The 26587-nt window shown below is 62.4% G+C and carries 21 protein-coding genes and 3 tRNA genes; all 24 read right to left on the bottom strand.

Features of this window, described 5'->3' with window-relative positions; all coding sequences use genetic code 11:
• Nucleotides 1-11: 11 nt before the first annotated feature.
• Entirely contained in the window at nucleotides 12-1043 is a 1032-nt protein-coding gene (locus ACA041_RS09265; protein ID WP_497440824.1) for a FecCD family ABC transporter permease, read from the bottom strand.
• Nucleotides 1036-2025, bottom strand: a complete 990-nt coding sequence (locus tag ACA041_RS09260; protein ID WP_497440823.1) for a FecCD family ABC transporter permease — start codon at nucleotides 2023-2025, stop codon at nucleotides 1036-1038. Before ACA041_RS09260 ends, ACA041_RS09265 begins: the two co-directional genes overlap by 8 nt.
• Nucleotides 2022-2945: an ABC transporter substrate-binding protein gene (locus ACA041_RS09255; RefSeq protein WP_497440822.1), complete on the bottom strand. Its 924-nt coding sequence runs from the start codon at nucleotides 2943-2945 to the stop codon at nucleotides 2022-2024. The genes ACA041_RS09260 and ACA041_RS09255 overlap by 4 nt, the downstream gene beginning before the upstream one ends.
• Nucleotides 2935-4782, bottom strand: a complete 1848-nt coding sequence (locus tag ACA041_RS09250) for an IucA/IucC family protein (protein ID WP_497440821.1) — start codon at nucleotides 4780-4782, stop codon at nucleotides 2935-2937. Before ACA041_RS09250 ends, ACA041_RS09255 begins: the two co-directional genes overlap by 11 nt.
• A gap of 4 nt (nucleotides 4783-4786) precedes the next feature.
• Nucleotides 4787-5560 carry an HpcH/HpaI aldolase family protein gene (locus tag ACA041_RS09245; protein WP_497440820.1) on the bottom strand — a complete coding sequence of 258 codons (774 nt, stop codon included), beginning with the start codon at nucleotides 5558-5560 and terminating at the stop codon, nucleotides 4787-4789.
• Entirely contained in the window at nucleotides 5554-7419 is a 1866-nt protein-coding gene (locus ACA041_RS09240) for an IucA/IucC family protein (RefSeq protein WP_497440819.1), read from the bottom strand. The genes ACA041_RS09245 and ACA041_RS09240 overlap by 7 nt, the downstream gene beginning before the upstream one ends.
• Nucleotides 7420-7446: 27 nt before the next feature.
• Entirely contained in the window at nucleotides 7447-8874 is a 1428-nt protein-coding gene (locus ACA041_RS09235; protein WP_497442039.1) for a DHA2 family efflux MFS transporter permease subunit, read from the bottom strand.
• A complete protein-coding gene (locus ACA041_RS09230) occupies nucleotides 8871-10082 on the bottom strand; it encodes a type III PLP-dependent enzyme (protein WP_497440818.1) in 1212 nt (403 codons plus the stop codon). Before ACA041_RS09230 ends, ACA041_RS09235 begins: the two co-directional genes overlap by 4 nt.
• Nucleotides 10075-11856 carry an IucA/IucC family protein gene (locus ACA041_RS09225; RefSeq protein WP_497440817.1) on the bottom strand — a complete coding sequence of 594 codons (1782 nt, stop codon included), beginning with the start codon at nucleotides 11854-11856 and terminating at the stop codon, nucleotides 10075-10077. The genes ACA041_RS09230 and ACA041_RS09225 overlap by 8 nt, the downstream gene beginning before the upstream one ends.
• Before the next feature lie 200 nt (nucleotides 11857-12056).
• Nucleotides 12057-13433 (bottom strand): diaminobutyrate--2-oxoglutarate transaminase, encoded by a 1377-nt coding sequence (locus tag ACA041_RS09220; protein ID WP_497442038.1) that lies wholly within the window; start codon nucleotides 13431-13433, stop codon nucleotides 12057-12059.
• A gap of 348 nt (nucleotides 13434-13781) precedes the next feature.
• The gene (locus tag ACA041_RS09215; protein ID WP_497440816.1) at nucleotides 13782-16205 is read right to left on the bottom strand and encodes a TonB-dependent siderophore receptor; all 2424 of its coding nucleotides are present in this window, start codon (nucleotides 16203-16205) and stop codon (nucleotides 13782-13784) included.
• A 67-nt stretch (nucleotides 16206-16272) separates the two neighbouring features.
• The gene (locus tag ACA041_RS09210) at nucleotides 16273-17223 is read right to left on the bottom strand and encodes a FecR domain-containing protein (protein WP_497440815.1); all 951 of its coding nucleotides are present in this window, start codon (nucleotides 17221-17223) and stop codon (nucleotides 16273-16275) included.
• Nucleotides 17220-17735: a sigma-70 family RNA polymerase sigma factor gene (locus ACA041_RS09205; RefSeq protein ID WP_497440814.1), complete on the bottom strand. Its 516-nt coding sequence runs from the start codon at nucleotides 17733-17735 to the stop codon at nucleotides 17220-17222. Before ACA041_RS09205 ends, ACA041_RS09210 begins: the two co-directional genes overlap by 4 nt.
• Before the next feature lie 386 nt (nucleotides 17736-18121).
• Nucleotides 18122-18198, bottom strand: a tRNA-Asp gene (locus ACA041_RS09200).
• Nucleotides 18199-18291: 93 nt separating this feature from the next.
• Nucleotides 18292-18368 (bottom strand) — tRNA-Asp (locus ACA041_RS09195).
• A 54-nt stretch (nucleotides 18369-18422) separates the two neighbouring features.
• Nucleotides 18423-18498, bottom strand: a tRNA-Val gene (locus tag ACA041_RS09190).
• Between the two features lie 147 nt (nucleotides 18499-18645).
• Nucleotides 18646-19422, bottom strand: a complete 777-nt coding sequence (locus tag ACA041_RS09185; protein ID WP_497440813.1) for an SDR family oxidoreductase — start codon at nucleotides 19420-19422, stop codon at nucleotides 18646-18648.
• Complete coding sequence (locus ACA041_RS09180) at nucleotides 19419-20630, bottom strand: O-succinylhomoserine sulfhydrylase (protein ID WP_497440812.1); 1212 nt, start codon at nucleotides 20628-20630, stop codon at nucleotides 19419-19421. Before ACA041_RS09180 ends, ACA041_RS09185 begins: the two co-directional genes overlap by 4 nt.
• A 66-nt stretch (nucleotides 20631-20696) precedes the next feature.
• Nucleotides 20697-22202, bottom strand: coding sequence for an amidophosphoribosyltransferase (purF, locus tag ACA041_RS09175; RefSeq protein ID WP_150798325.1), 1506 nt, complete (start codon nucleotides 22200-22202; stop codon nucleotides 20697-20699).
• 41 nt (nucleotides 22203-22243) lie between these two features.
• Nucleotides 22244-22804 (bottom strand): CvpA family protein, encoded by a 561-nt coding sequence (locus ACA041_RS09170; protein ID WP_497440811.1) that lies wholly within the window; start codon nucleotides 22802-22804, stop codon nucleotides 22244-22246.
• 98 nt (nucleotides 22805-22902) lie between these two features.
• Nucleotides 22903-23574, bottom strand: coding sequence for an SPOR domain-containing protein (locus tag ACA041_RS09165; RefSeq protein WP_497440810.1), 672 nt, complete (start codon nucleotides 23572-23574; stop codon nucleotides 22903-22905).
• Nucleotides 23558-24865 (bottom strand): bifunctional tetrahydrofolate synthase/dihydrofolate synthase, encoded by a 1308-nt coding sequence (gene folC, locus ACA041_RS09160; protein WP_497440809.1) that lies wholly within the window; start codon nucleotides 24863-24865, stop codon nucleotides 23558-23560. Before folC ends, ACA041_RS09165 begins: the two co-directional genes overlap by 17 nt.
• Nucleotides 24862-25782 (bottom strand): acetyl-CoA carboxylase, carboxyltransferase subunit beta, encoded by a 921-nt coding sequence (gene accD, locus ACA041_RS09155; protein WP_497440808.1) that lies wholly within the window; start codon nucleotides 25780-25782, stop codon nucleotides 24862-24864. Before accD ends, folC begins: the two co-directional genes overlap by 4 nt.
• A 177-nt stretch (nucleotides 25783-25959) precedes the next feature.
• Nucleotides 25960-26583, bottom strand: coding sequence for a phosphoribosylanthranilate isomerase (locus ACA041_RS09150; RefSeq protein WP_497440807.1), 624 nt, complete (start codon nucleotides 26581-26583; stop codon nucleotides 25960-25962).
• Nucleotides 26584-26587: the final 4 nt, after the last annotated feature.

Raw genomic sequence — 26587 nt, 5'->3', positions numbered from 1 at the left:
CGTTGAGTTCCTTAATGACGTTGTTTAATCAACAAGTAGAGAAAAAAGGGCGTGCCCAGTACCGCGACAAAGATCCCCGCCGGCAAATCCAGGGGCAGGAACAGCGTGCGCCCGGCCAGGTCCGCCAGCATCACCAGGTTGGCCCCGACCAGCGCCGCCATCACTGCCTGCCCGGCGAAACCGGGGGCCACCAGACGCTTGGCAATGTGCGGCGCAATCAGCCCGACAAAGGCGATCGCCCCGCCCCAGGCAACGGCCGCACCGGCCAATGCCACACTCACCAGCAACAAGCCGGCCCGCAGCCATTGCACGCGCACGCCAATGCCCTGGGCCAGGTAGTCATCGAGCTGTTGCACCATCACCTGCCGCGCCAGCAGCACCAGCAACGGGCAAATCCCCAGTAACCAACCAGCGAGCGCCAGGGGTTCGGGCCAACTGGCGCCGTACACGCTGCCGGTCAACCAGACATACGCCGACAAGGTGGTGGTCAACGGACTGAACACCAGGATGAAGGTGGTCGCCGCCGTCAGCATCGCCGAGACGCCCACGCCGATCAGCACCAGGCGCAACGGCGAGGCGCCCTGCTTCCAGGCCAGCAGATAGATGGCCAATGTCGCCAGCGCCGCACCGAGCATCGCGGCCAGGGGCAGAAACTGTTGCCCCAGGGTCGCGGACAAGAAAGACAAATACAGCACCGCGGCAGCGCTGGCGCCGCTGGTGATGCCCAGCAGGTCAGGCGACGCCAGCGGGTTGCGGATGATGCTTTGCAGGATCAGCCCGGACACTGACAACGCCGCCCCCACCAGTGCCGCCAGCACGATTCGCGGAAACCGCAGTTGCTCGACGATCAAGGTCAGGCTCGCGTCCTGATCGGAAAACAGGATCCGCAACACCTCGAAGGGCGAAAGGATCACCTTGCCCAGCGACAACGAGCCGAGTATCACCAGCCCGGTGACCACCAGCGCCGCCGCCAGTCGCCACCAGGTGCCGAGGTTGACCTGCCGGGAAAACCCACCCCGGCGCCAGGTCAGTACCTTATCCATAACGACCTCCACGCCGGGCCAGCATGATGAAGAACGGCGCGCCGAACAGCGCCGTCATGACCCCCACCGGCACCTCCTGCGGCAGTATCACCACCCGCGACAGGGTATCCGCCAACAGCAGGAGAATGGCCCCCAGCAGCGCACAACCGGGCAGCAGCCAGCGATGGTCGATGGACAAGCCCTTGCGCACCATGTGCGGGACCAGCAGGCCGATGAAACCGATGCTGCCGGCCAACGCCACGGCGCTGCCCGCCAGACAGATCACCAGCACGCTCATCAGCAGCCGGATCAGACCGGTGCGTTGCCCCAACCCGGTGGCAATCTCTTCCCCGGCGTTCAGTACGTTGACCTGCCCGCCCAGCAACAGCGCCCCCGACAAGCCGAGCACCGCGCAGAGCAACAAGGGCGCAGCGGTCGACAGGCTGCGCTCGGTCAAGGAACCGGCCATCCAGAACAGCACCGTGTCCAGGCCATCCTGATTGACCACCAGCAGCGCCTGGCTGAAGGCGGAGAACAGCGCGGCCATCGCCGCCCCCGCCAGCACGATGCGCAGCGGGCTGAGACTGCCCTGCCCCATGTTGCCGATCAGCCACACCAGGCACCCCGCCACGCCAGCACCGAGGAAGGCACACCACAGCCAGGCATCCGGCGAGGCCAGGGAGAAGATCGAGGAAAACAGGATGATGAAAAAGGTCGCACCGGCATTGATCCCGAACAAACCGGGTGACGCCAGCGGATTACGCGTCAGTGCCTGCATCAGCGCGCCCGCCACCGCCAGGCTGGCGCCCACGGAAATCGCCATCAGGGTGCGCGACAGGCGCGTGGTGGTCACCAGCACATGACTGACACTCAACGGGTCGGGATCGACAAACGCCGCGGCGATCTGCGGCAGCGGAATCCAGGTCGCACCCACCGCCAGGCTCAACACGCAGCACAGCAGCAACACCACCCCTGCGCTCCACAGCTTTGCACCAGGACTCATGAGCTCACCTGCGCCGCAGCCACGCGGGCCACGTCGTCGAGCATCAGGTTCGCCCCCAGCATGCCGCCCGACAGGCTCCAGGCGATGCCGTCGACCTGCCACACCTGCCCTTGCTGCGGGGCACGCATCTGTCGCCACAGTTGGTGTTGCACCAGGCTTTCGTAGTTGCGTTGCACCGCTGCATTCTGCGCCCGCAGAAACACGAAAAAGATGTCGGCATTCACCACCGCCAGGCTTTCCTTGCTGGTGAGCTTGATCGACACCCCGCTCGCCTGCCGGCTGCTGTCACTCCAGTCGAAGCCCAGCTCGCTGATCACGGAACCGGGGAAGCTGGCCGGTAGATAACTGCGGATGTGGTCTTCGCGGATGTCCAGGATCGACACCGTCGGCGGCCAGCGGCCGGCAAAGGTCTGCTGCAATTGCTGACGCAGTTGCACCACACGCTGTTGCCAACGATTGAGAATTTCGTCGGCTTGCTGTTGCCGCTGCAATGCTGCGCCCATCAGGGCCAGGGTCTTCTTGAATTCAAACACTTCCTCGAGCATCAGCACCGGGGCGATCTGCCTGAGCAAGGGCGCGATACGCTCATGGCGAAAACGCGAGGCCACGATCAGGTCCGGTTTGAGCAGCGCGATGTCCTCAAGGCTGGGCTGGGTTTCCAGCCCGACATGGGGCACGGCGCCCAGAGCTTCGCGCAGATAGCGATAGGTCGGTTTTTCGCTCCAGGAATCCACCACGCCACAGGGCGTCACGCCCAGCACCACGGCGCAGTCGGTGGCGCCCTGAAACAGGGTGACCACCCGCATCGGCGCGGCGCCAGCGGCGGCCAATGCCGGCGCGGACAACCCGAGGGCGAGCGCTCCCAGGGACAGGCGCAACAGCGTGCGCCTGGAGGGATGATGTCGCGGTTCAGGCATCATGATCGAGCCTGTGGAACGGGTTGACCACCTGACCTTTGCCAAACGGCATGCTGCCCGGGCCGCCCGCGCGTTCGATCATCGGGGTCAGCAGCAATTTCTGTGGCCAGTGTGGCGCTTCGAACAACTGGTGCTTGATCATGGTTCGCCCCTGGGCATCAAACTCGATAGTGTCAATCAACTCATTGAGCACTTCGCCCATCGCCTTCCACAATCGGCTCGGCGGCAATGCGTAGACCTCAGCCAGCGTATCGATAATGGCGCGGAGGTTGACCTGAATACCCAGGGTCTGCAACCAGAACAGCAAGTCTTCGGGACGATCGTGGTACAGCGTGTTGGCGTGTCCCTTCTTCAGCCGGTAAGCCGGGTCGGCCAGGCCGTTGCGTTCCAGCCAGGGTACGTAGATGCGCAACGAATCGTGATCGCGCAACAGCAGGCCCTGGGCGTAGCCGGCCTTCCACACCAGCACCGCGTTCTGCCCGTGGATTTCCCCGAGCATGCCGATGCGCAACATCCGCAGGTTAATGTCGAAGAAGCTGTGGCACAGCTCGCGGAACAGGGTCATCACCGAGGCCGGGGTGGCCGGCAATTGGCGGTAGCCCATCCAGTCATCGAAGAAATGTTGATTGCTGCCGGGCAACGGCGTGCCAAGGGCGGCCATGGGCACCAGTCGGGTGTCCGGATCTTCCAGCAGCGCCGGCGGATAGCCGCGCACCATGGCCGACAGGTGCCGCGGCGCTTCGTCGAACAGCGTGGCGTGCGGTGGCATGAACGCCCACCACTTGGTTTCATCGCACAGGTGCAGGGACTGTTGCAGGACGTCGTCCTTGCCCAGCGCCTGGCGCAGCAAGGCTTCACTCAGGCCGCCATTGATCATTTTCACCGCGGGCAGATAACGCGAGGCACCGAGGGAATAAATGGCCATCGGCAGCTTGAGGAAATCGGCACTGTTGAAGCACGGCGTCATCGAGCGCAAGGATGAGGTGGCGAAAAAATCACCGTCATTGAAGTCCAGCCGCTGGCACTCGCCCCTGGCGAAAGCGTCGCCGAGCTGCGCTTGCAGCACATGCTCGAACTGCCAGGGATGAACCGGCAGCGCGACATGGCTGGCGGCAAGGCCTCGCTGTTGCATCTCTTGTTGCAGGCAAACCTGCGAGGCCGGCGGCAACAGGTAATGCGCGGGATAATGCTGCGCCAGGTCCGTCACGCCATCGCCGCACTGCAGCAAGGTGCGATCGACCGCCACCCAATGCAAGGCCACCGGGCGCGCGAATTCGGCCTGATACTGCTGATATTCCGTCTCGCTCAAACCCTGCTTGGCCTTGGCCAGCGGATGGTAAGGACGATCGCGCAGCGACGCCCACTGCTCCATGGTCAGGAAGAAATCCGCGTTGTCTTTTTCCAGCAGGCGCTCGCTGTCGACCCGATGGGCCAGGGACAACTCGGTTTGCCGGACGCTGGTGCGCAGCACATCGAGGAACAGGGCAAAACCCTTCTCGTTGTCCTGATAACGATCGCTCATCCCGGCCAGCACCTGGGTCATGAAGGCCTCAGCGGACAGCTCGGTCAGTTGCTCACTCTGTCGCGCCCATACCGGCATGCCCGGTACTTTTTCCCATTGCTGGGTAATGCCGGGACGCAGGGCTATGACGATGCAACCCTGAGGATCGTTGGGCCATTGCCAGATCCGGTGTTCGGCGCTCAACCCGGCAAACGGCTGCTCTGCCGATGACGAGGGCGCCACCAGGTTCAGCGGCTCAGTGCCGAAAAAATGTTCGGCCAGCAAACAATCGACCAGATCCTGCATCACCCTGTCGGCGGCCATTGTGGTGAAGTTCATCCGATTATTTTCCTTCTGCAGAAGTGGCGGCCAATCTGGCCTGGAGGGCACGAAAAGCGATGCCACGCTCGTCACCCAAAACAAAACTGTTTACCCCGCGGGCCAACCACCGTTGGTGGTCACCCGGCTGGCGTGGAATCGCGCAATAGGGCACGCCGGCAGCGCTGGCGGCCTGCCAGCTGGCGAGCAACGCTTGCTGCACCTCGGGCCGGTCGATCTGCCACGGTGTGCCCATCGATTGCGACAAGTCGGCGGCGCCTTCGAGGATCATGTCCAGGCCGGGCACCGCGGCAATTTCGGCCGCCCGGCGCACGCCTTCGGCGCTTTCGATCATCGCCACCACCATGATTTGTTCGTTGGCCAGCCCGATGTACTGCGCCAGGCTGTGCTTGCCGAACGCACCGGGGCGCCCGGCGTTCAGGCTGCGGCTGCCTTGCGGGTGGTACTTGCAGGCGCGAATGCTGTCGGCCAGGGACTCCGGGCTTTCGATCATCGGCAACACGATGCCCTGAGCGCCGCCATCAAGCAGGCGCAGCAGGGTTTTCGGGTTGAGGTCCGCCACCCGCACCAGCGGCGTGATCGCATAACTCTCGGCGGTGCGGATCATGTTCTCCACGGTTTCGGGATTGATCAGCACGTGCTCCATATCGATGATCACGAAATCGAAACCGGCTTCGGCAATCAGTTCGATCGCCGCTGGCGCCGGAATCGAGCTGATCAAGCCATAGGCCGGTGCCCCCGAACTGAGTTTCTGCTTGAGCAGATTGGTCCTCAGCATGACTGCGACCGGTACGCATGCAGCGGATTGGGCACCGATTTGAAACGACGCTCGCCATCGCCCAACAGGCGACGCTTGGTCAGTTCTTCAACTTCATAGAACGGCGCGAACACATCAAAGGCCGCAAACCGCACACGGTGTTGCGGATGGTCGGCCTGGTAAGCGCTGATGACTTCGGCGGTCATCTGCCAGAACACGGCTTCTTCCAGCTGATAGTGCTGGTGCAGGAAGATCGCCAGCTCGGCCAGGGCAATGAAGAAGAACGAATCACAGGAAAAATCCCGGACCGCATCCAGGTCGTCGGTGAGGATGAACGAGTTGCGGTTGAGCCTGGCGTGGCTGGCGGGCAGCGGTACCAGGGTCGGGCACAGTTCGGGCCGTCCCAGGTGCTGCGGCGAATAGCGCACGCCGTCGTGGAAGTCTTTCAGGGCGATGCGTTGCGGCCAGCCCTGCTTGACGATCAGAACGATGTTCTGTCCATGGGACTCCATGCCGATGCCTTCGGCGTACAGCATGTGGATGATCGGCGACACCGCCACCTGCAACAGTTGGCGGGTCCAGGCGTGCAGCCCGTGTTGCGCGATCCAGGCGTCGATGAACGGTTTCTGCTCACCCGGGCCGTAGCGATTGTCCACGGAGCTCAAGCCATTGAACGGCACCGCCTGCTCATCATCATGCAGGTACTGGTGAATGCTCTCGCGCCATAGGGTGCCCAGCGTGCCGTAAGCTTGGGACATGCGCGTGGCGGGCAGGTGATCGTAGTCAAAGCTGACGCCGACCACCTCTCCAAGAATCACAAAGCCAAGGTCACGGGCGGTGCTGTCGCTGCCGATCAACTGCTGCAACCAGTCGCTGATGATCGGGCCGTTCATCACCGTGTGCCGGGCCAGGATGCGGGTGCTGGAGGTGTTGGTCATGCTCAGCGCGAGCTTGACGTAAGGGCGCTTTTTCTCAGTGACGTTGGCCAGGGTGCGGATCGATTGCTGCGCCTGATAGCGATCATCCGTGGTGCCCAGGTGGATCACTTCACCGCTGAGCAGTTCCGGGTAGAACACCGGAACGATGACGTTTTCCCACTGCCACGGGTGCACTGGCATCAGCCAGTAATCGTCCATCGCCTTGCCCTGATCTTGCAGATTCGCCGCCAGCTGCTGCCAGCGCTGAAGGCCGAATTCCTGCTGGATAAACCCGTCGAATTCCAGGTGCCGCGAGATGTTCATCGCGCCGCAGGTTTTGGCCACCGCCAGCCAGACGATTGCGATGGGCGCGGCAAATTCCGGCCCGAAACGGGCGTTGTCCTTGAGCGAGAAACCGATACGCGACTTGTAGCATGGGTGATAGCTGTGGGCGTCCATGAAGTGTTGTTCCAGCGCATCGACGTCCAGTTGATGGCCGGGTTGGGCCGCTTGATAACCCTGACTGCGCGATTGCAGATCCTTGAGCAGGGTCTGCTCCAGCTCATGGATGAAGCGTGGCAGGTGCGGGCTGTCCTGAAGCTCGCCCAGCAGCTCCGCCAATGCCTGATGCAGGTGCGGCCGGCGATGCTCGCCCAAGGCGTCCACACGCTCGAGGCTCGCATAGTCGAGACGGATCAGCTCGAAGCTGGCGCCGAGCAAACCGTTGCAGCGGTACTCCACCGGCTGCTGCCGGGCATCGCGGCCGCTGACGACAAAACGCTGCTGGCCGGATTCCAGGGGAGAATGGCGATACGGCAAAACGTTTTCATACAGCAGCGTTTGCAGCAGCTGGCCCACCACGCGCTGCTCCACTTGCTGATAGTGACGGGGGTCCGCCGTCGCCAGCCAGACGCCTGGCGCAGAAGCCGCAGCCTGATGTGTTGCCTGTGAAGAAGTCGCCATAGTCAAAAACCTTGTCGGTGAAAAGAATTAACGTTGTTCGAGGGCTGAGGGCAGTGCCTCGGCCGGCTCGTCGGATACGGGAAGTGGAAAACGCCAGGCACAGGGCAGTGCCAGCAGAATGAGGATGCCGGTGGCCATGAACACCTCGCTGATGGCCCCCGGGCTGGCCATGGAAACCACCCCGCTCCCGGTCTCGACGGTCAGGCGCAATTCCAGCCACAGCGAGGCAATCACAATGGCCAATGACGAGACCAGACGACGGGAAATGTTGTTCATCGCCGCGCCCTGGGTGACCATCGGTTCAGGCAGTGCATCGAGCCCGGCGGTGGTGATGGGGAGATAGGACAGACCCAGCCCGGCACCGCGGACCATCATCAGAACGAACACCACGGCGATCGAAGCACCGGCGCCCAGCAGGCCCAAACCGAGGGTGGCGCCACCGGTCAACAGCAGCCCCCAGAACACCACCCCGCGCGGGCCGTGACGGTCCAGCCACTTGCCGCCCAGATGGCCGAACAGGCTGGCGAACAGCGCCGTGCACAGCAGTGACAGACCGGTCCAGATCGCGCTGTAACCCATCACGATTTGCACCAGTAATGGCAGCAGGACCAGGCACTCGAACATGCCGACCGACTGCACCACGGCAATGATCACGCTCAGGCGATAACCGCGCAGGGCAAAGAGGTGCAGGTTGAGCAGCGGCGCCGTGCGGTTCAGCTCCAGTCGCACGAACGCAACCAGGCACAGGATGGCCGCCAGCAGCATGCCAAGGTTGAGGGGATCGGTAAGGGCATCCACGTGACGCAGACGGCCAACGGCGATCATCAGCAAGCCGATGCCCGTCGCGATCAGCAGGTAACCCGCCAGGTCGAATGGTTTTCGCTCTGACGCTTCAGAAGCCGGCAGCACGCCGACGCCGAGCATCAGCGCCAGCAGGCCGATGGGTACATTCATCAGGAACAGCGAGCGCCAGCTGAACCACTCCAGCATCAGGCTGCCGCACAACGGCCCCAATGCCGGCGCCAACATCACCGCGGCGCCCCACAGGCCGGTGACCCGGCCCCGCTCGCCCTTGGCGTAGACCGAAAAAATGATCGCCAGCGACAACGGAATCATCAGCCCGCTGGCGATGCCCTGCACCACCCGCGCGGCAATCACCAGCGCGATGGAGTTGGCCAGCGCCCCCAGCAGCGAACCGCAGACAAACAACGCCACACCCCACAGGTACAGGGATTTGCGGCCCACCCGCTGGCTGAGAAAACTGGTCAGGGGCATGGTCATGCCCATGCTCACCATAAACGCGGCGACAATCCAGGTAGCCAGCAGCGGGCCAATGTCGAAGGCCTCCATGAACGCCGGCAATGCCGGGTTCAGCGAGCTGTTGTTCAAGCTGACCGTCAGCGTGCCCAACAACACATTGACCACCACCAGCCCGCGCGGCACGGCAAACTTCAATCCCACGGGGCGACTCCGGCGGCTTGCACAAACACCTGCGGCGGTCGCGGATGACAGAGGAAGTCGGCGTGGGAGATGTTGTAGCCATAGGCACCGGCCAGGGGCAGCACCAGCATGTCGCCGATTTCCACCTCCGTGAGCGGGCAAGCGCGACTCAGCACATCCTTGGGCGTGCAGAGCTGTCCGACGACGGTCCAGTCCTTGGTAGCAGCCACTGATTTAATGCGATGCCGCGGCAGGTGAATGACCGGGTGATCATGGCCCTGGGCGACCGGCAGACGGAACTGATGGGTGCCGCCACGACAGACCAGGAAGTGCTTGCCGTGACTGGTTTTGCGGTCCAGCACTTCAATGGCGTAGTAACCGCAGAAGGCGCTGATGAAACGACCGGGCTCGAAGCGCACGATGGGCGCATCGGTGCACGCTGCCAGTGACTGGCCCAGATGCGCGCACAAGCGTTGCCAGTCGAACTGCTGTGGGCCGAGGTAATTGACCCCGATGCCACCGCCCACATTGAGGTGGGTGATCGCCGCGGGATCAGCCGATAACGCCTTCCATTGCGGCCAGCGCTGCAGGTACAGATCGAGCAGTTGTTCATGGCGCTCCACCAGCGACTGGTGGGACATCGCATGCACATGGAAGCCCTTGAGTCGCAAATGGCTGGCGTTATCGACCCAGCTCACCGCCTGGGCCAGTTCCGACTCATCGATGCCGAAGGGAGTGGCGGTGCCGGCCATCGCCAGTTTGCTCGACAGCGGTGACGGCAGCTCAGGGTTGATCCGCAGCAACACGTCCTGCACGCGCCCTGCTTCCAGCGCCAGCCGTTGCAGGCGGACGATTTCATTCAGGCTTTCGATGTGAATCGCTTCGACCTGATGATGCAGGGCCGAACGCAGGTCGGAATCCAGTTTGCCGGGGCCGGAGAAGATGAACGGCTTGCGCGTCGGGCAGGCCTGCAGGCGATCGATCTCGCCGCCGGAGGAAATCTCGAACCCGTGCACCAAAGGCGCCAGGGTGGCGAGGATCTGCGGTTCGCTATTGGCCTTGATCGCGTAATAAAGCTCCACGCCTTCAGGCAGTGCCGCCATCACCTGGGTCACGTGGCGCTGCAGCGCGTCCAGGTCATAGATGAACAGGGCCAATGGATCTTCATATTGACTGCGGGCGTCGTCGATGGCGGCCATGACCGCTGCGGGCAGCTTATCCATGCCTGGCCTCCTTGCCCCACGGGGACACCAGGCTGACGTAGCTGGCCTGGCGATCGGCCTTGGCGGCCAGACGCACTTTCAGGTTGGTTTTGCAGGCAATCGGCTGACCGGCGATCAGCGCATCCAGTTCCGGCGCGGCCCGGGTTAATTCGGCGCGGATGCTGATCAATTGCTGCTCCACCCGTTGCCACATCAGCGGCGCCAGGTGCGGCCGCTCCCAACTCAGGGCCAGCACGGCCTCGGACAGGTTGTTGACGAACAGGCAATACACGATGCGGTTCCAGCCTTGCTGGCGGGAATAGAGCAGCGACTCACGCACCCGGGGATGAACGTCGGCGTCGATCCGCGAGGCACCCAGTTCTCCGGTCAGCTTGACCCCTTCGAAATCCCGCAGCAGCAGGCGTTGCGGGCGACCGTTGTCATGCACCAGCACGCTGTTCTGCAAATGCGGCTCCATGACGATGCCGTGGTTGAAGAACAGCGCCAGCACCGGCCGCAGCAACAGCGCCTGATAGTCGTCGAACCAGCTCAACAGCTGCTGGTCGAGGATGTCGTCGCCGTTGAACCGGCTCAGGAATTCATGCACCAACGGCCGCAAATGCAGGCCGCGGGCGAACAGCGTACCGGCCATGATGCTGCAGTCGGTGCCGGTGTCGAGGCAGAAGTTTTCCCGCAGGATCGCCCCGGTCTGTTCGCGGAACCAGTGGCTGTCGGCTTCGTCGGCGTGCTGCGGCGCCCAACTCAGCAGGCCCGGCTCGGCCACCACCGACAGCCCGCCGAGGGTCTCGGGCTGGGTCAGTTGGAGGGAGCGGAAGATGCGGTCGATCATCAGCGCGCTTTCCAGTTCGTACCAGGCGTTTTTCCTCACGCAATTGGTGATGCGCACGTTCAGCGAGCCCTTGATGAAAAAGTCATGGCCCTCGATGTACCAGGTGCGGATGGACGCGGTGGGATTGGCCATCAGCCCCGTGGCGCCAAGGTCGACGATGGCCGCGGATTTGAGCAGACGCCGCACCCGGTCATCCTGCATGAACAACTGCGCCTGTACCGGGTGCATGCAGATCACTGCATGCCCGGGCCGCGCCTGCGCCTGATCGGCAAAACCGGCCAGCACCTGGGCTTTGCTCAGGCCGTTGGCGCCGACGCTCAGCCCTTCCAGCGGTACTTCGAACACATGCAACGGCGTGCGCGCCTGGAATTCCGGCGCATAGGTTTCCTGGGCCAGGTGCGCCGGCCACAAGCGCGCCTTGGGGGCCGGGTGATTCGGATGACCGAACCACAAGCCCTGCTCGCTGGCCAGGTAACCGCCGAGCGGGTCCGAGTCCTTGGGTGTGTTGTGGCCGACGATGGCCGCGGTCAGCAACTGGCTTTGCAACACCTGGTCCAGCAACTCGTCGTTGCTGGCGCGGGTCATGTGTTCGCAAGCCGCGAGCAACTGCTCGACGAACCCGGCAAACCTCAGGCACGACCAGTCGCCCTCACCGTGCCGGGCATAGACGTCCGACAGGTAACGGTGACTGCCCAGACCATCACGGCGGTCCACCATCACGAAGAACTGCTGCTGGTTGGGCAGCTTGATGATCAGGGGAATACCCTTCCATTCCAGGCCCTCGAGATAACTGCCCGGGGCGATACCTTGCATCTGCGTCGGCCAACTGTAACTGAGGCAGTTTTCCGGCAAGGCAAACTCTTTGATCAGGCAATTAAGCAACGCGCACGTCGTCGCCAGTTCACTGACCATATTCGATACAACACTGCGATCTGGATGATTCATGGGTGCTCCACAGTAGCCTGCGCGGTCACTGGATACGTTATATGGCGGAAAGAATTAGTTGCTGGCCGACTGACTTGCCAGCCAACACAACCCCATGTAACGACATCACGTCACTGAACCTTTTAAATAATCAGGAGTCGATCAAAGTCATTTGCGCCAATGTCACATAATTGCAACCCGGCGAACTTCGATTGATTCATTCAAGGGCGCGACTGAATCAAAGCCGCCGCCACGGCGTTATCCAGACGCTGGATCACTTGCCGGCATTGTTCTTCATCGATAATCAATGGCGGCAACAAGCGGATGACATTGCCCTGGCGCCCGCCGCGTTCCAGTAACAGGCCTTGTTTGAAGCATTGCTGCTGGATGGCCCCGGCCAGCGCCGGGTCCATCGGGAAATGCCCGTGGCGATCGGCCGGTTGGCGCTCGTCGACGATCTCGATGCCCAGCATCAGGCCGCGACCGCGCACCTGGCCAAGGGCCGGATAATGCGCCTGCAATTCGACCAGTCGCTCCTTGAGCCATTGGCCACGGCGCTCAGCCTGGGCGGCGAGGTTTTGCTGTTGCAGCACCTGCAAGGTTGCCAGCCCGGTGGCCATGGCCATCTGGTTGCCGCGGAAGGTGCCGGCGTGGTTGCCGGGCTCCCAGGCATCGAACTCGCGCCGGATGCCCAGTACCGCCATCGGCAAACCACCGCCCACGGCCTTGGACATGACGATCAGGTCCGGCTCGATCCCGGCGTGCTCGAAGGCAAACATCTTGCCGGTGCGGGCGAAACCGGTCTGCACTTCGTCGAGGATCAGCAGGATGCCGTGTTTGCGCGTCACCTCGCGAATCGCCCGCAGCCAGCTCAACGGGGCACAATTGACCCCGCCCTCGCCCTGCACCGCCTCAAGGATCACCGCCGCCGGTAACGAGACGCCGCTTTCGACGTCTTCGATGAACTGGGTGAAATAGTGGGTCAAGGCCTCGACCCCGGCCTCACCGCCAATGCCCAGCGGGCAACGGTATTGGTGGGGGTACGGCATGAACTGCACCCCGGGCATCAGGTTGCCGATAGCATTTTTCGGCGCGGTGTTGCCGGTCAGGGCCAGGGCGCCGTGGGTCATGCCATGGTAGGCCCCGGAAAAGCTGATGATGTTGCTGCGCCCGGTATAGGTCTTGGCCAGTTTCAGCGCCGCCTCCACCGCATCCGCGCCGGACGGCCCGCAAAATTGCAGGCAGTAATCACGCCCCTGGTTCGGCAACAGGCTGAGCAGGGTTTCACTGAAAGCGTCCTTGACCACCGTGGTCAGGTCCAGTGTGTGCATCGGCAGGCCTGAGGCGAGGAAGCTGTCGAGGCTGGCCATGACGGCCGGATGATTGTGCCCCAGGGCCAGAGTGCCGGCGCCGGCCAGGCAGTCGAGGTAAGTATTGCCCTCGACGTCGGTGACCCAGACCCCGTGTGCCTTGGCGATTGCCAGGGGCAACTTGCGTGGATAACTGCGTACCTTGGATTCGAACTTGCTTTGTCGAGCCAGATAGTCGGCATTGGTTTTTTGCAATGGATTAGAGTGCAATACGCCATCATTCAACATCGGTTCACCCTCGTTAAATTCGATATGCAACTTATTCTCATTAACAAAATGTTGCAACTAATTCCTTGGACTTATTCGCCCATTCACCTATAGCGATTTGAACTACTTTCAAAAACAATCAGGCACGCCAAAGACCAAGTTAACGAACCTGGTATAAACTCCGGATGTGCCATGATCCTGCCATGATCTTATTTATGTAACTGACAACTTAAGTACAAATATCGACTTATACCAAAGTGCCTCGATCTTTCATTTAACTGACGGAGTGCATATGTCCTTCCTCGATACGAATCAGGTCAATGGCCCAACGCTGGCGCCCCGCTCCCTGGGGCGCATGAAACGGGCGAATCAGAAGTCGACAGTCGCCGACAGGAGATAGGTGCGCGGGGTCGACAGCGTCAAGCCAGGCTCGCTGTCATCCGAGGCGCCGGCCGAGCTCCAGTAGCGCTTGTCCGCCACGTTCTCGATGTTGGCCCGCAAGGTGATGTTCTTCTGCTCGACCTTGAACGCGTAGCGGGCGCCCACGTCGAAACGCTCCCAGGAGTCGATTTCCTTGTTGTTGGACTGATCCAGGTACTGCGAGCTGGAATAGATGCCGCGGCTGGTCAGGGTCAGGCCCTGGACAGTCGGCACGTCCCATTCGGCGCCCAGGTTGACGTTGTATTTCGGCGTGGCGGGTGCACGGTTGCCGTCGAAAGTGCCATTGGTGGTGTCGTTCAACTCGCTGTCGATGTACATGACGCCGCCGAGCAGGCGGAAACCGTCGAGCGGTTCACCGAAAACGCTCAGTTCCACACCGGTGTTCTCACGCTTGCCGTTCGGGCCGAAGACCCGCGTGGTGGCGTTGGTCTCGTAGGCCGGCTGCTTGATCCGGAACACCGCAGCCGTGACGGCGAAAGCACCGGCGTCATACTTGGCACCGACCTCGACCTGGCGGCTGATGAACGGCGGGAAGATTTCGTCCTCGTTGACCGAGGTCGACGGTGCGATCTTGCCCTGGCTCAAGCCTTCCATGTAGTTGGCATACAGCGACAGCTTATCGGTGGCCTTGAACAGGATGCCGCCCGATGGCGAGACCTTTTCCTCATCGTAGGCGGTGTCGCCTTTGACGTTATCGGTCCAGTCATCCACCTTCACGCGCTGCCAGCGAGCGCCGAGGGTCAGCAACAGCCGGTCATCGAAGAACCCCAGGGTGTCGGACAACGCCACGCCGCTGAAGCGGTTCTCGGTGTAGACCTTCGAATCCAGGCGCGTGGCGACGTTCGGGGTCGGTGTTTCCACCGGGTTGTAGATATTGCTCGGGGCCGCGCCATAACGGGCACCGCCGTTTTCAAAGTCCATGTAGAAATAGCTCGCGGCCAGGTTGACCTCATGGCTCACCGGGCCGGTCTGGAACCAGTTGCGCACCCCTGCCGTGGCCGTCCGGACATTTTCGTCCCGGGTGAAGTCACGAGGTTGCACGCTGAAATCGCCAGCATCGTTGGTCACCGCAACGGCATGGCGCAGGAAGTCATGGTTACTTTTGCGCGCGCCCACGCCGCCGTACAGCATGACGGAATCGTTGACATCGAATTCAGCGTTCACCGTGCCGAACGTGTCGTTGGTACTCGCCTGGCTCCAGGGTTGCGCATAGTTGCGACGCACATCGCTGGCATGCGGGACCTGCGCGTTGGGGCCGACCTGCACGCGCTCCTGCGGGGCATCGGTATCGCGCTCGGTGCGCCCGATATCCGTCGACAGTCGCAGGCGTTCACCGCGAAAATCCAGGCCGATCACAGCCATCTCGCGGTCGACATTCTGGTGATCCCATTCGGTGTCGCCGGACTGCTTCACGCCGTTGAAACGCAGACCGAACTTGTTGTCTTCACCGAAGCGCCGGCCGACATCCACGGCCCCACCGACCTGGCTGTCGGAAGCGTACATGCCGGTAAACGAAGTGATGGGCTTGTCGGTCGCGCGCTTGGGCACCACGTTGATGCCGCCACCCACGCTGCCCCGCGGCGAGATGCCATTGATCAGCTGGCTCGGGCCTTTGATGACGTCGACGCGGTCGGCCATCTCCATGTCGATGGTATAGGTCGGCAGGATGCCGTAGAGACCGTTGTAGGCAACATCACTGTTGAACAGGCTCAACCCGCGAATGGTGAACTGCTCATAGCGACCGCCCGCCGGGTTGGTGGCGCGAACCGAGGGATCGCTGGCGATCAGGTCGCCCAAGGTGCGAGCCTGCTGGTTCTTCACCGCCTCGCTGGTGTAGGTGGTCATGCTGAACGGCGTTTCCATGAAGTCCCGCGAGCCAAGCAAGCCTTGGGAACCGCGGCGCGCGACCTGGCCGCCGGCATACACCTCGCCGTCCGTGCCGCCCGTGGCACCGAGAATCGAGGTGGGGGCCAGTTGCAGGCTGCCGCCTTCAGGCGCCGGGGTCAGGGTGTAAGCCTGTTCGCCCACTGGCTGCAGTTGCAGCCCGGAGCCCTGCAGCAACCGGGCAAAGCCCTCCTCGACTGCGTACTCCCCGGACAGCCCGGCACTGTCGCGACCGCTGACCAGCGCCGGGTCCACCGACAGGTTGACCCCGGCCAATCCGGCGAAGCGGGTCAGCGCGGCGCTGAGGCTGCCGGCGGGCACCTGGTAACTGCGACGAGGACTGTCATCGGCATAACTGACCGCGACAAATAAAGGACAGGCACCCAGACTCAACAGCAGACTCAGGTGCAACAACGGGCGCAACCTGGAAGAAGGCAGACGCGTACTGCAGGGCATCACTGCGGGCATTGAGAATCTCTCTGATTTCGTTTCACTTGCCTTGAATGACAAGCGAGGCGAAAAAAGGGGACAGACCTCAAGCAATATTTTTGCGCGGCACTAACGTCACCCAGTAACGGGTCCGCTTATGCACCTCCAGCGGCAAGCTGGCCGCCAGTAAACTCAGGATGCGATCGGTGTCATCCAGACGGAAACTGCCGGTGACTCGCAGTGATTCGAGTTCCGGTTCCCAGCGTAGCAAGCCCGGGCGATAGGTGCCGAGTTCGCGCAAAAAGTCGCCCAGGGGCTGGTTCTGCGCCATCAACACGCCATCGCGCCAGCCCGGAGCGAGCACATCGAACGGCTCGACGGCACCGGCACCCAGCGCCTGAAGACTGACCTGCTGGCCGCCGCGCAATGAAAATGCGACGCCTCGCACCGGCTGCAGCTGGACCGTGCCCTTGAGTACCGACACCTTGCAACTCGCCTGGGTCTGACGAACGCACACCGCGCCCTGACTGACGACAACCTGGCCGAACCGGGTCTGCAGCGTCAACGGCGAGGTGCCGGGCACGTTCAAGGCTATTTCGCCTTCCACCAGCCGCAGATGCCGCTGCTGCATGTCCACATCGACCGCGCTGGCGGTATTGAGCTGCAACTCGCTGCCATCGGCCAGCCGGACTTTCCTGCTCTCGCCGGTCGCGGTGCGCAGGTCCGCCCGCCAGGCGTCCAGGGGTAGCTGCCGGCTGATCAGCCAGGCAGTGGGCACCAACGCCACCGCCCCCACGGCACGCTTGAGCACCTTGCGCCGACTGACCTGCGGCCGATCCAGGCTGGCCATGGCCAAGGTCGAGGGCAGGTCGGCAAAGCGTTGACGCAACAGTTGCGCCTTCTGCCAGGCTTGCTCGTGATTGGGATGGCTGTCACGCCAGTGCTGCAGGTTGGCACGATCGCGCTCATTGGCGGCACCTGATTCCATGAGAGCCAGCCATTGAGCGGCGGCCCGTACGACTTGCCGAGCCTGCGCCGAAGGTGCCGACGTGGTCACAGCTCCAGCTCCACCAGCAGGCAATGCTCATAGGCTTGCGCCATGTAGCGCTTGATCGTGCGTTCGGAGACTTGCAGGCGTTCGGCAATCTCGTGATAACCCAGGCCTTCGAGCTGGCTCCAGAGAAAGGCCCGTCGTACCACGGCGGGCAATCCATCGAGCAGTTCGTCCAGCGCTTGCAGCGCTTCCAGCAGCAACCAGCGTTGCTCGGGCGACGGCACACACTCTTGCGGCAGCAGCGTCAGGGCGTCGAGATAGGCTTGTTCGAGACTGCGACGATTATAGAAGTTGGCCAGCAGCCGCTTGCCGACGGTGGCCAGATAGGCGCGAGGTTCCTGCAGGTCGGCAATGTGCTGCGAGCTGGCGAGCACTCGCACAAAGGTATCCTGGCTGAGGTCCGCCGCATCACTGCCATTACTCATGCGGCGTCTCAGCCAGCTTTCCAGCCAGCCACGATGGTCGCGGTACAAGTCGTGGAAATTTTGCGCCGCCGGCATCGCTGCTTCACTCATATCAAGAAACCCTGCGCCAGAAATATTTTAAATGCGACTCATTCTAATTAGTGTTGTCCGGTCAAACCAAGCCTTTTATGCGGTTTGCATTGAGGAATAAATGGATTACCTGAACGAAACACAGGCAGTTTGGCCGCGCAGGCCCCGACTGAGCACCTCTGGGCGCTGTTGAGAGCCAACGTTAGAAAGGCAGGATCAGCACGCTAACCGGATCGACGGGCGTGAAAGCGGGAGGCGGCGGGAGGGAAAGAAGCAAAAGCCAAATCGCAGATACAAAAAACCCCGGTCTTTCGACCAGGGTCTTTGCTATCGACTCGAAACAGACACTGGCTTCCCAGCAACTTGCTTCGTAGCATCAAGGCGTTCAGTGGGCCTTGAGGCAGATATGGCGCAGCGGACGGGACTCGAACCCGCGACCCCCGGCGTGACAGGCCGGTATTCTAACCGACTGAACTACCGCTGCGTATCGCTTTGGACTTGCGTCCAGTTAACTCGTCTGACTGCAAAGCTTCGAGGCTTTTCAATCTCGAGGCAGGTAAACCTGACTCGGAAAATATGGCGCAGCGGACGGGACTCGAACCCGCGACCCCCGGCGTGACAGGCCGGTATTCTAACCGACTGAACTACCGCTGCGCGTCGGTGGAGGCTTTTCAGCTTCCTTCCTGCTTTCGCAAGACTCTCAAGAAGTGGTGGGTGATGACGGGATCGAACCGCCGACATTCTGCTTGTAAGGCAGACGCTCTCCCAGCTGAGCTAATCACCCTTTGCTTCTCTGAGGCCGCGAAATTTACGCAGGTACTGAAGCTAAGTCAATAGCAGGATTGAAGTTTTTCTGAAAAAGGCAAAATCGTCTCATCCCACAAGGTGATGGCATCACCCACAATCACCCTTTTCAGGCAGACCGTCCGAATTACTCGCTGTAAATCATCTTCTTGGTCATCCCGCCATCGACCACGAACTCCTGCCCCGTGACGAACCCGGCATTCCTCGACAGCAGCCAGGCCACCATCGCCGCCACGTCCTCGACCGTCCCTACCCTGCCCGCCGGATGTTGGGCATGGTCGGCATCGGTCAGCGGCTCGGCACGTCGCACCGAGGGATCCCGCGCATCGATCCAGCCCGGGCTCACCGCATTGACCCGGATTTCCGGCCCGAGGCTGATCGCCAGGGCGTGAGTCAGGGCCAACAGGCCGCCCTTGCTGGCCGCGTAGGCCTCGGTGTCGGGTTCCGACTGCCCGGCGCGGGTCGAGGCCAGGTTGACGATCGCCCCGCTGTGAGCGCGCAGGTACGGTGCACAGTGCTTGGCCAACAGCATCGGCCCGCTGAGGTTCACCGCCAGCACCCGGTTCCAGTAGGAAAGGTCGAGGCTTTCCAGGGTGATGTTGTGCGGATCGGCCACCGCCGCGTTGCACACCAGCGCGTCCAGCCGCCCGAACTGTCCCAGCACCTCGGCGACCCCCAGCGCCACCTGCCCTTCGTTGGAGACGTCCATGGCGATGAACCAGGCGTTGTCGCCCAGCACCTTCGCTACTTTCGAGCCCCGCACCCGATCCAGGTCGGTCAGCACCACCTGCCAGCCTTCGCTGATCAGCCAGGCGGCAATGCCCAGGCCGATGCCGCGCGCAGCCCCGGTGACCAGGGCAACGCGGCCGTTGGTGCCGGTGCCCGGCCTCGCCAATTCGATCACAGGGCAGCCAGGCCGCGCGCCAGATCGGCTTGCAGGTCTGCCACGTCTTCCAGGCCGACCGCGATGCGGATCAGGCTGTCACGAATGCCCGCCGCTTCACGCTCCTGCGGCGCCAGACGGCCGTGGGAAGTGGTGCTCGGGTGGGTAATGGTGGTCTTGGTGTCGCCGAGGTTGGCAGTGATCGAAATCAATCGGGTCGCATCGATAAAGCGCCAGGCGCCTTCTTTGCCGCCCTTGACCTCGAAGCTCACCACCGCGCCAAAGCCTTTCTGCTGACGCAAGGCCAGCTCGTGCTGCGGATGGCTCTTGAGGCCGGCGTAATGGACTTTCTCGATGCCGTCCTGCTGCTCCAGCCATTCGGCCAGTTGCTGGGCGTTGGCACAATGGGCCTTCATCCGCAGGCCGAGGGTTTCCAGGCCCTTGAGGAAGATCCAGGCATTGAACGGGCTCAGGGTCGGCCCGGCCGTACGCAGGAAACCGACAACTTCTTTCATCTGCTCGCTGCGACCGGCCACCACGCCGCCCATGCAACGGCCCTGGCCATCGATGAACTTGGTCGCCGAGTGCACGACGATGTCCGCGCCCATCTTCAGCGGCTGCTGCAACGCCGGGGTGCAGAAGCAGTTGTCGACCACCAGCATCGCGCCCTTGGCGTGTGCGATTTTCGCCAGCTCGGCGATATCCACCAGCTCGGCCAACGGGTTGGATGGCGATTCGACGAACAGCAATTTGGTATTGCCCTTGATCGCCGCATCCCAGCCGGACAGGTCCGCCAGGGGCACGTAGTCGACTTCGATGCCGAAGCGCTTGAAGTACTTTTCGAACAGGCTGATGGTCGAGCCGAATACGCTGCGCGAAACCAGCACGTGATCGCCGGCGCTGCACAGGCTCATCACCACCGCCATGATCGCGGCCATGCCGGTCGCCGTGGCCACCGCTTGCTCGGCGCTTTCCAGCGCGGCGATGCGCTCTTCGAAGGCGCGAACGGTTGGGTTGGTGTAGCGCGAATAAACGTTGCCCGGCACTTCCCCGGCAAAGCGTGCCGCCGCGTCCGCAGCGGTACGGAATACGTAGCTGGACGTGAAGAACATCGGATCACCGTGCTCGCCTTCCGGCGTGCGGTGCTGACCGGCGCGTACGGCCAGGGTATCGAACGCTACGCCTTCGAGGTCGCTGTCCAGCCGACCGGCATCCCAATCCTGACTCATGCTGTCACTCCTTGCCTTGTTCTTTGTTGGTCGATACAAAACCGGCCCCTCAGGGCCGGTAGAAACTCAGTTGTTGTACAGATCGATGATCGCGCTGACGGCCTGGGTCTTGACCTTGGAGGCATCGTTACGTGCCTGCTCGATCTTGTTCAGGTAGGCCTCGTCGACGTCGCCGGTCACGTACTGGCCGTCGAACACCGCGCAATCGAACTTGTCGATCTTGATCTTGCCGCCACCGACCGCTTCGATCAAGTCAGGCAGGTCCTGATAGATCAACCAGTCGGCGCCGATCAGGTCGGCCACGTCCTGGGTCGAACGGTTGTGGGCGATCAGCTCGTGGGCGCTCGGCATGTCGATGCCGTAGACGTTCGGGTAGCGAACGGCCGGCGCGGCAGAGCAGAAGTAGACATTCTTGGCGCCGGCTTCACGGGCCATCTGGATGATCTGCTTGCAGGTGGTGCCGCGAACGATCGAGTCGTCCACCAGCATCACGTTCTTGCCGCGGAATTCCAGTTCGATGGCGTTGAGCTTCTGGCGTACGGATTTTTTCCGTGCAGCCTGGCCCGGCATGATGAAGGTCCGGCCGATGTAGCGGTTCTTCACGAAGCCTTCACGGAACTTGACGCCCAGGTGGTTCGCCAGCTCCAGGGCCGCGGTACGGCTGGTGTCCGGAATCGGGATGACCACGTCGATGTCGTGATCCGGACGCTCGCGCAGGATCTTGTCGGCGAGCTTCTCGCCCATGCGCAGGCGGGCCTTGTACACCGAGACACCATCGATGATCGAATCCGGGCGCGCCAGGTAGACGTGTTCGAAGATGCACGGGGTCAGGGACGGGTTGGTCGCGCACTGACGGGTGTGCAGCTTGCCGTCTTCCGTGATGTAGACCGCTTCGCCCGGTGCCAGGTCGCGGATCAGGGTGAAACCGAGCACGTCCAGGGACACGCTTTCGGAGGCGATCATGTACTCGACGCCTTCGTCGGTGTGACGCTGGCCGAAGACGATCGGGCGGATGCCGTGCGGGTCGCGGAAACCGACGATACCGTAGCCGGTAATCATCGCCACGACCGCGTAGCCACCGACGCAACGGTTGTGCACGTCGGTGACGGCCGCGAACACGTCTTCTTCGGTTGGCTGCAACTTGCCGCGCTGGGCCAGTTCGTGTGCAAACACGTTGAGCAGCACTTCCGAATCGGAGTTGGTGTTGACGTGGCGCAGGTCAGATTCGTAAATCTCCTTGGCCAGCTGTTCAACGTTGGTCAGGTTACCGTTGTGCGCCAGGGTGATGCCGTAAGGCGAGTTGACGTAAAACGGTTGGGCTTCGGCCGAAGTCGAGCTGCCCGCGGTCGGGTAACGCACATGGCCAATGCCCATGTGGCCGACCAGGCGCTGCATGTGACGCTGATGGAACACGTCACGTACCAGGCCATTGTCCTTGCGCAGGAATAACCGGCCATCATGGCTGGTCACGATACCGGCAGCGTCCTGGCCGCGGTGCTGGAGGACGGTTAGCGCGTCATACAGCGCCTGATTGACGTTCGACTTACCGACGATACCGACGATGCCACACATGCGACGCAACCCCTACTTAATGGATCTGAACTGAACACAACTCACTGAGGCGTTTTGGCCGTCGGCAAGAGGTGCTCCTTGAACGGTATCTCAGCGGGTACGCTGATACCGCTGGCAAGCCACTGACTGCTCCACCCGAGAATCAGGTTCTTGGACCAGTCTGCGACCAATAAAAACTTTGGCACGAGTTGCGACTCTTTCCACCACTCGTCCTGCTGTACCGGCCCCAGGCTCAACAGCCCGACCGCCACGACCACCAGCAACACGCCACGCGCGGCGCCGAAGGCCATGCCGAGGAATCGATCGGTCCCGGACAGCCCGGTGACGCGAACCAACTCGCCGATAAGATAATTGATCATTGCGCCTACGATCAGCGTGGCGACAAACATGATGGCACAGCCCGTGATCACACGAGCTGATGGCGTTTCGATGTACCCGACGAGGTACTCGGACAATGCACCACCGAACATCCAGGCGACGACTCCTGCGATGATCCAGGTCACCAGCGATAATGCTTCCTTGACGAAGCCGCGGCTCAGACTGATCAATGCGGAGATGGCGACGATTGCAACGATCGCCCAATCAACCCAGGTAAATGGCACAGTGCAGCCTACAGACGGATAAGGCGGCGCATTTTAGCAGAGCCCATGCTTATCGGTAAGCTGCGATTAGCAGTGCATTTCAAATCGCGGCGATAGTTTTAACCACGTTCAGGCTGGAAACGCACGACAAAGCCCTTGAGGTTCTGCTGGCGATTCAACAAGTCACGCAAGCGATCGGCTTCCGCGCGCTCGATCAGCGGCCCGACGAACACCCGATTCTTGCCGTCCGCCGTGCGGATATAGGCGTTGTAGCCCTGGCTGCGCAGGGATTTCTGCAGGCTTTCGGCGCTGGCCCGGTTCGCCAGGCTGGCCACTTGCACCGACCAGCTGACCGACAGACCGTTGGCATCGACACGGCTCTGGGTGGTATCGGGCTTGCCCGGTGCCGCCGTGATCGGCTGGGAAGGCGCAGTGGTCGGCTTTTTCATCGGAACCGGCGCTGGCGCTGGCGGCGGCGTGACTGGCTTGGCGGCAGGTGCCGACGCCACTGGCGCAGTTGGCTCGATCGGCGTCGACGGCTGTTCCTGCTGAGCGATTTCATCGTCGCTCGGCACCGGTTCCTGAGGCAAGGCTTGGGGCTCGGGCACGACCACGGGCTCGACCTGCACCTGCGGCACCACAAGCGCTTGCGGGGCGGCCGGCGCCTGGACCGACACCTGACGCTGTTCATCCTGGCGGGAAAACAGCATCGGCAGGAAAATCACCGCCAGCGCCACCAGTACCAGGGCGCCAACCATGCGCTGTTTGTATGCTTTATCCAGCAATGCCATTTGCCGCTTCCTCCGTGGCGCGCCGGGCCAGCCATTCCAGGGCCTCGGCGACACAATAAAATGATCCGAACAACAGAATCTCGTCGTCGCTCGTCGCCAGTGCGCACTGCCCTTCCAGAGCGGCGGTCACACTGTCATAGGACGTTACCGAAGCGCCAAGGTTCTGCAACGCTGCGCGCAGATCGGCAACCGGTCGTGCCCGCGGCGAATCCAGCGGTGCAACGGCCCAATGCTCGACACTAGCATTCAATTCGCCGACAACACCACCCAGATCCTTGTCCGCCAGCAAGCCGAACACGGCCAGACGCTTGCCGGCCGGCGGTCGGCTGGCCAGGCGGCGCGCCAGATATTCGGCTGCATGGGGGTTATGCCCCACGTCCAGCAACAGGTTCAGACGCTTGCCCTGCCAGTCGAACTGACGGCGATCGAGACGCCCGACCACCCGCGTCGCTTTCAGGGCATCGGCAATCTGCGCATCCACCCAAGGCAGATCGAGCAGCAGATAGGCCTGCAACGCCAATGCGGCGTTTTCCATCGGCAGATCGAGCAACGGCAGATCGCGCAGCTCTACCACACGCCCCTGCGCGTCTAGACCGCGCCATTGCCAGTGGTGATCGGTCACACCCAGGTCAAAATCGCGGCCACGCAGGAAAAACGGGCAATTGAGCTCGCGCGCCTTGTCCAACAGGGTTTGCGGAGGATTCAGGTCGCCACAGAGCGCAGGCGCGCCCTGGCGAAAGATGCCGGCCTTCTCGAAGGCTACGGATTCCCGGGTATCGCCCAGGTAGTCGGCATGATCGACGCCGATGCTGGTGACCAGCGCCATGTCGGCATCCACTACGTTGACCGTGTCCAGGCGCCCGCCCAGCCCGACTTCCAGCACCACCGCATCGAGACCGGCCTGTTGAAACAGCCAGAACGCTGCCAGGGTGCCCATCTCGAAGTACGTCAGGGTGGTGTCGCCACGTCCAGCCTCGACCGCGACAAAGGCCTGGCACAGCTCGGCATCAGTGGCTTCGACGCCGTTGACCTGCACCCGCTCGTTGTAGCGCAGCAGGTGCGGCGAATTGTAGACGCCGACTTTCAGGCCTTGCGCCCGCAGCAACGAAGCCACGAACGCACAGGTGGAACCCTTGCCGTTGGTGCCGGTGACCGTAATCACCCGAGGCGCCGGCTTGCCCAGCCCCATGCGGGACGCTACCTGTTGCGAGCGCTCCAGGCCCATGTCGATGGCCGAAGGGTGCAACTGTTCCAGGTAGGCGAGCCACTCGCCAAGGGTACGTTCAGTCATAGGTTGGCAGGCACCGGTGGAACCACGAGCGGTTCGATGGGCGCGGCGACGAATTCAGGCGTCGGCAGGCCCATCATTTGTGCCAGCAGATTGCCCAGGCGCGGACGCAGCTCCTGACGGGGAATGATCATGTCGATCGCACCGTGTTCCAGCAGGAACTCACTGCGCTGGAAGCCTTCCGGCAGTTTTTCACGCACGGTTTGCTCGATCACCCGCGGACCGGCGAAGCCGATCAGGGCTTTGGGCTCACCGACGATCACGTCGCCGAGCATCGCCAGGCTGGCGGAAACGCCGCCGTAGACCGGGTCGGTCAGCACCGAGATGAACGGGATGCCTTCTTCGCGCAGACGCGCCAGCACCGCGGAGGTCTTGGCCATTTGCATCAGCGAGATCAGGGCTTCCTGCATCCGCGCACCACCGGAAGCGGCGAAGCAGATCATCGGGCAACGGTGTTCCAGGGCGTAGTTGGCGGCGCGCACGAAACGCTCACCGACAATCGCACCCATCGAACCCCCCATGAAGGAAAATTCGAAGGCCGACACCACCACCGGCATGCCCAGGAGGGAGCCGCTCATGGAGATCAGCGCGTCTTTTTCACCGGTCTGCTTCTGCGCAGCGGTCAGGCGATCCTTGTACTTCTTGCCGTCACGGAATTTCAGACGGTCGACCGGCTCCAGGTCCGCGCCCAGTTCGACACGGCCTTCGGCGTCGAGAAAGATGTCGATGCGCGCGCGGGCGCTGATACGCATGTGGTGGTTGCACTTGGGGCAAACGTCCAGGGTCTTTTCCAGCTCCGGACGATACAGCACAGCCTCGCAAGACGGGCACTTGTGCCACAGACCTTCAGGCACCGAGCTCTTCTTGACCTCGGAACGCATGATCGAAGGGATCAGTTTGTCTACTAACCAGTTGCTCATGCTTTCTTTCTCCAGTACCGGCGGCCCGAACGCTCTGGTTCGCAGCCCCGCGTATGCCCTTGAGCTAAATTCATGTGTGCGGCGATGATCGATGGATTGCCGGATCAGCGAAACGTGACCTGCGTACAACCCAAAAACCCTCAGCCATGCCTGTGGACGGCGGCAGTGTGCCAGCCGTCACATCAACGTATTCACCGCCTTGATGAACGCCCGGATCTTGGCGTGATCCTTGATTCCCTTGCTCGCCTCTACCCCACCGCTGACATCCACCGCATAAGGCTGGACCCGGGCAATGGCCTCGGCGACGTTGTCCGGCGTCAAGCCACCCGCCAGGATGATCGGTTTACTCAAGCCTTGCGGTATCAGAGACCAGTCGAACGCTTCCCCGGTTCCGCCCGGCACGCCTTCGACGTAGGCATCCAGCAAAATCCCGCTGGCACTGGGGAAAGCCGCGCAAGCCGCCGCAATGTCATCCCCGGCCTTGACCCGTAGCGCCTTGATATACGGGCGGTGCCAGCTTTCGCAGTCGGCCGCGGTTTCGTCGCCATGGAACTGCAACAGATCCAGCGGCACGGCGTCGAGGATTTCCCCCAACTCGCAGCGGCTGGCGTTGACGAACAGACCCACGGTGGTCACGAACGGCGGCAGCGCCTGGATGATCGAGCGCGCCTGCTGGAACGTCACTGCCCGCGGGCTCTTGGCATAGAACACAAACCCGATGGCATCGGCCCCGGCCTCGACCGCGGCCAACGCATCTTCCATGCGGGTAATCCCGCAAATCTTGCTGCGAACGGACGACATGTCG

Source organism: Pseudomonas sp. LBUM1676, from assembly GCF_059695605.1.
This window is presented reverse-complemented; position numbering and strand designations above follow the sequence as displayed.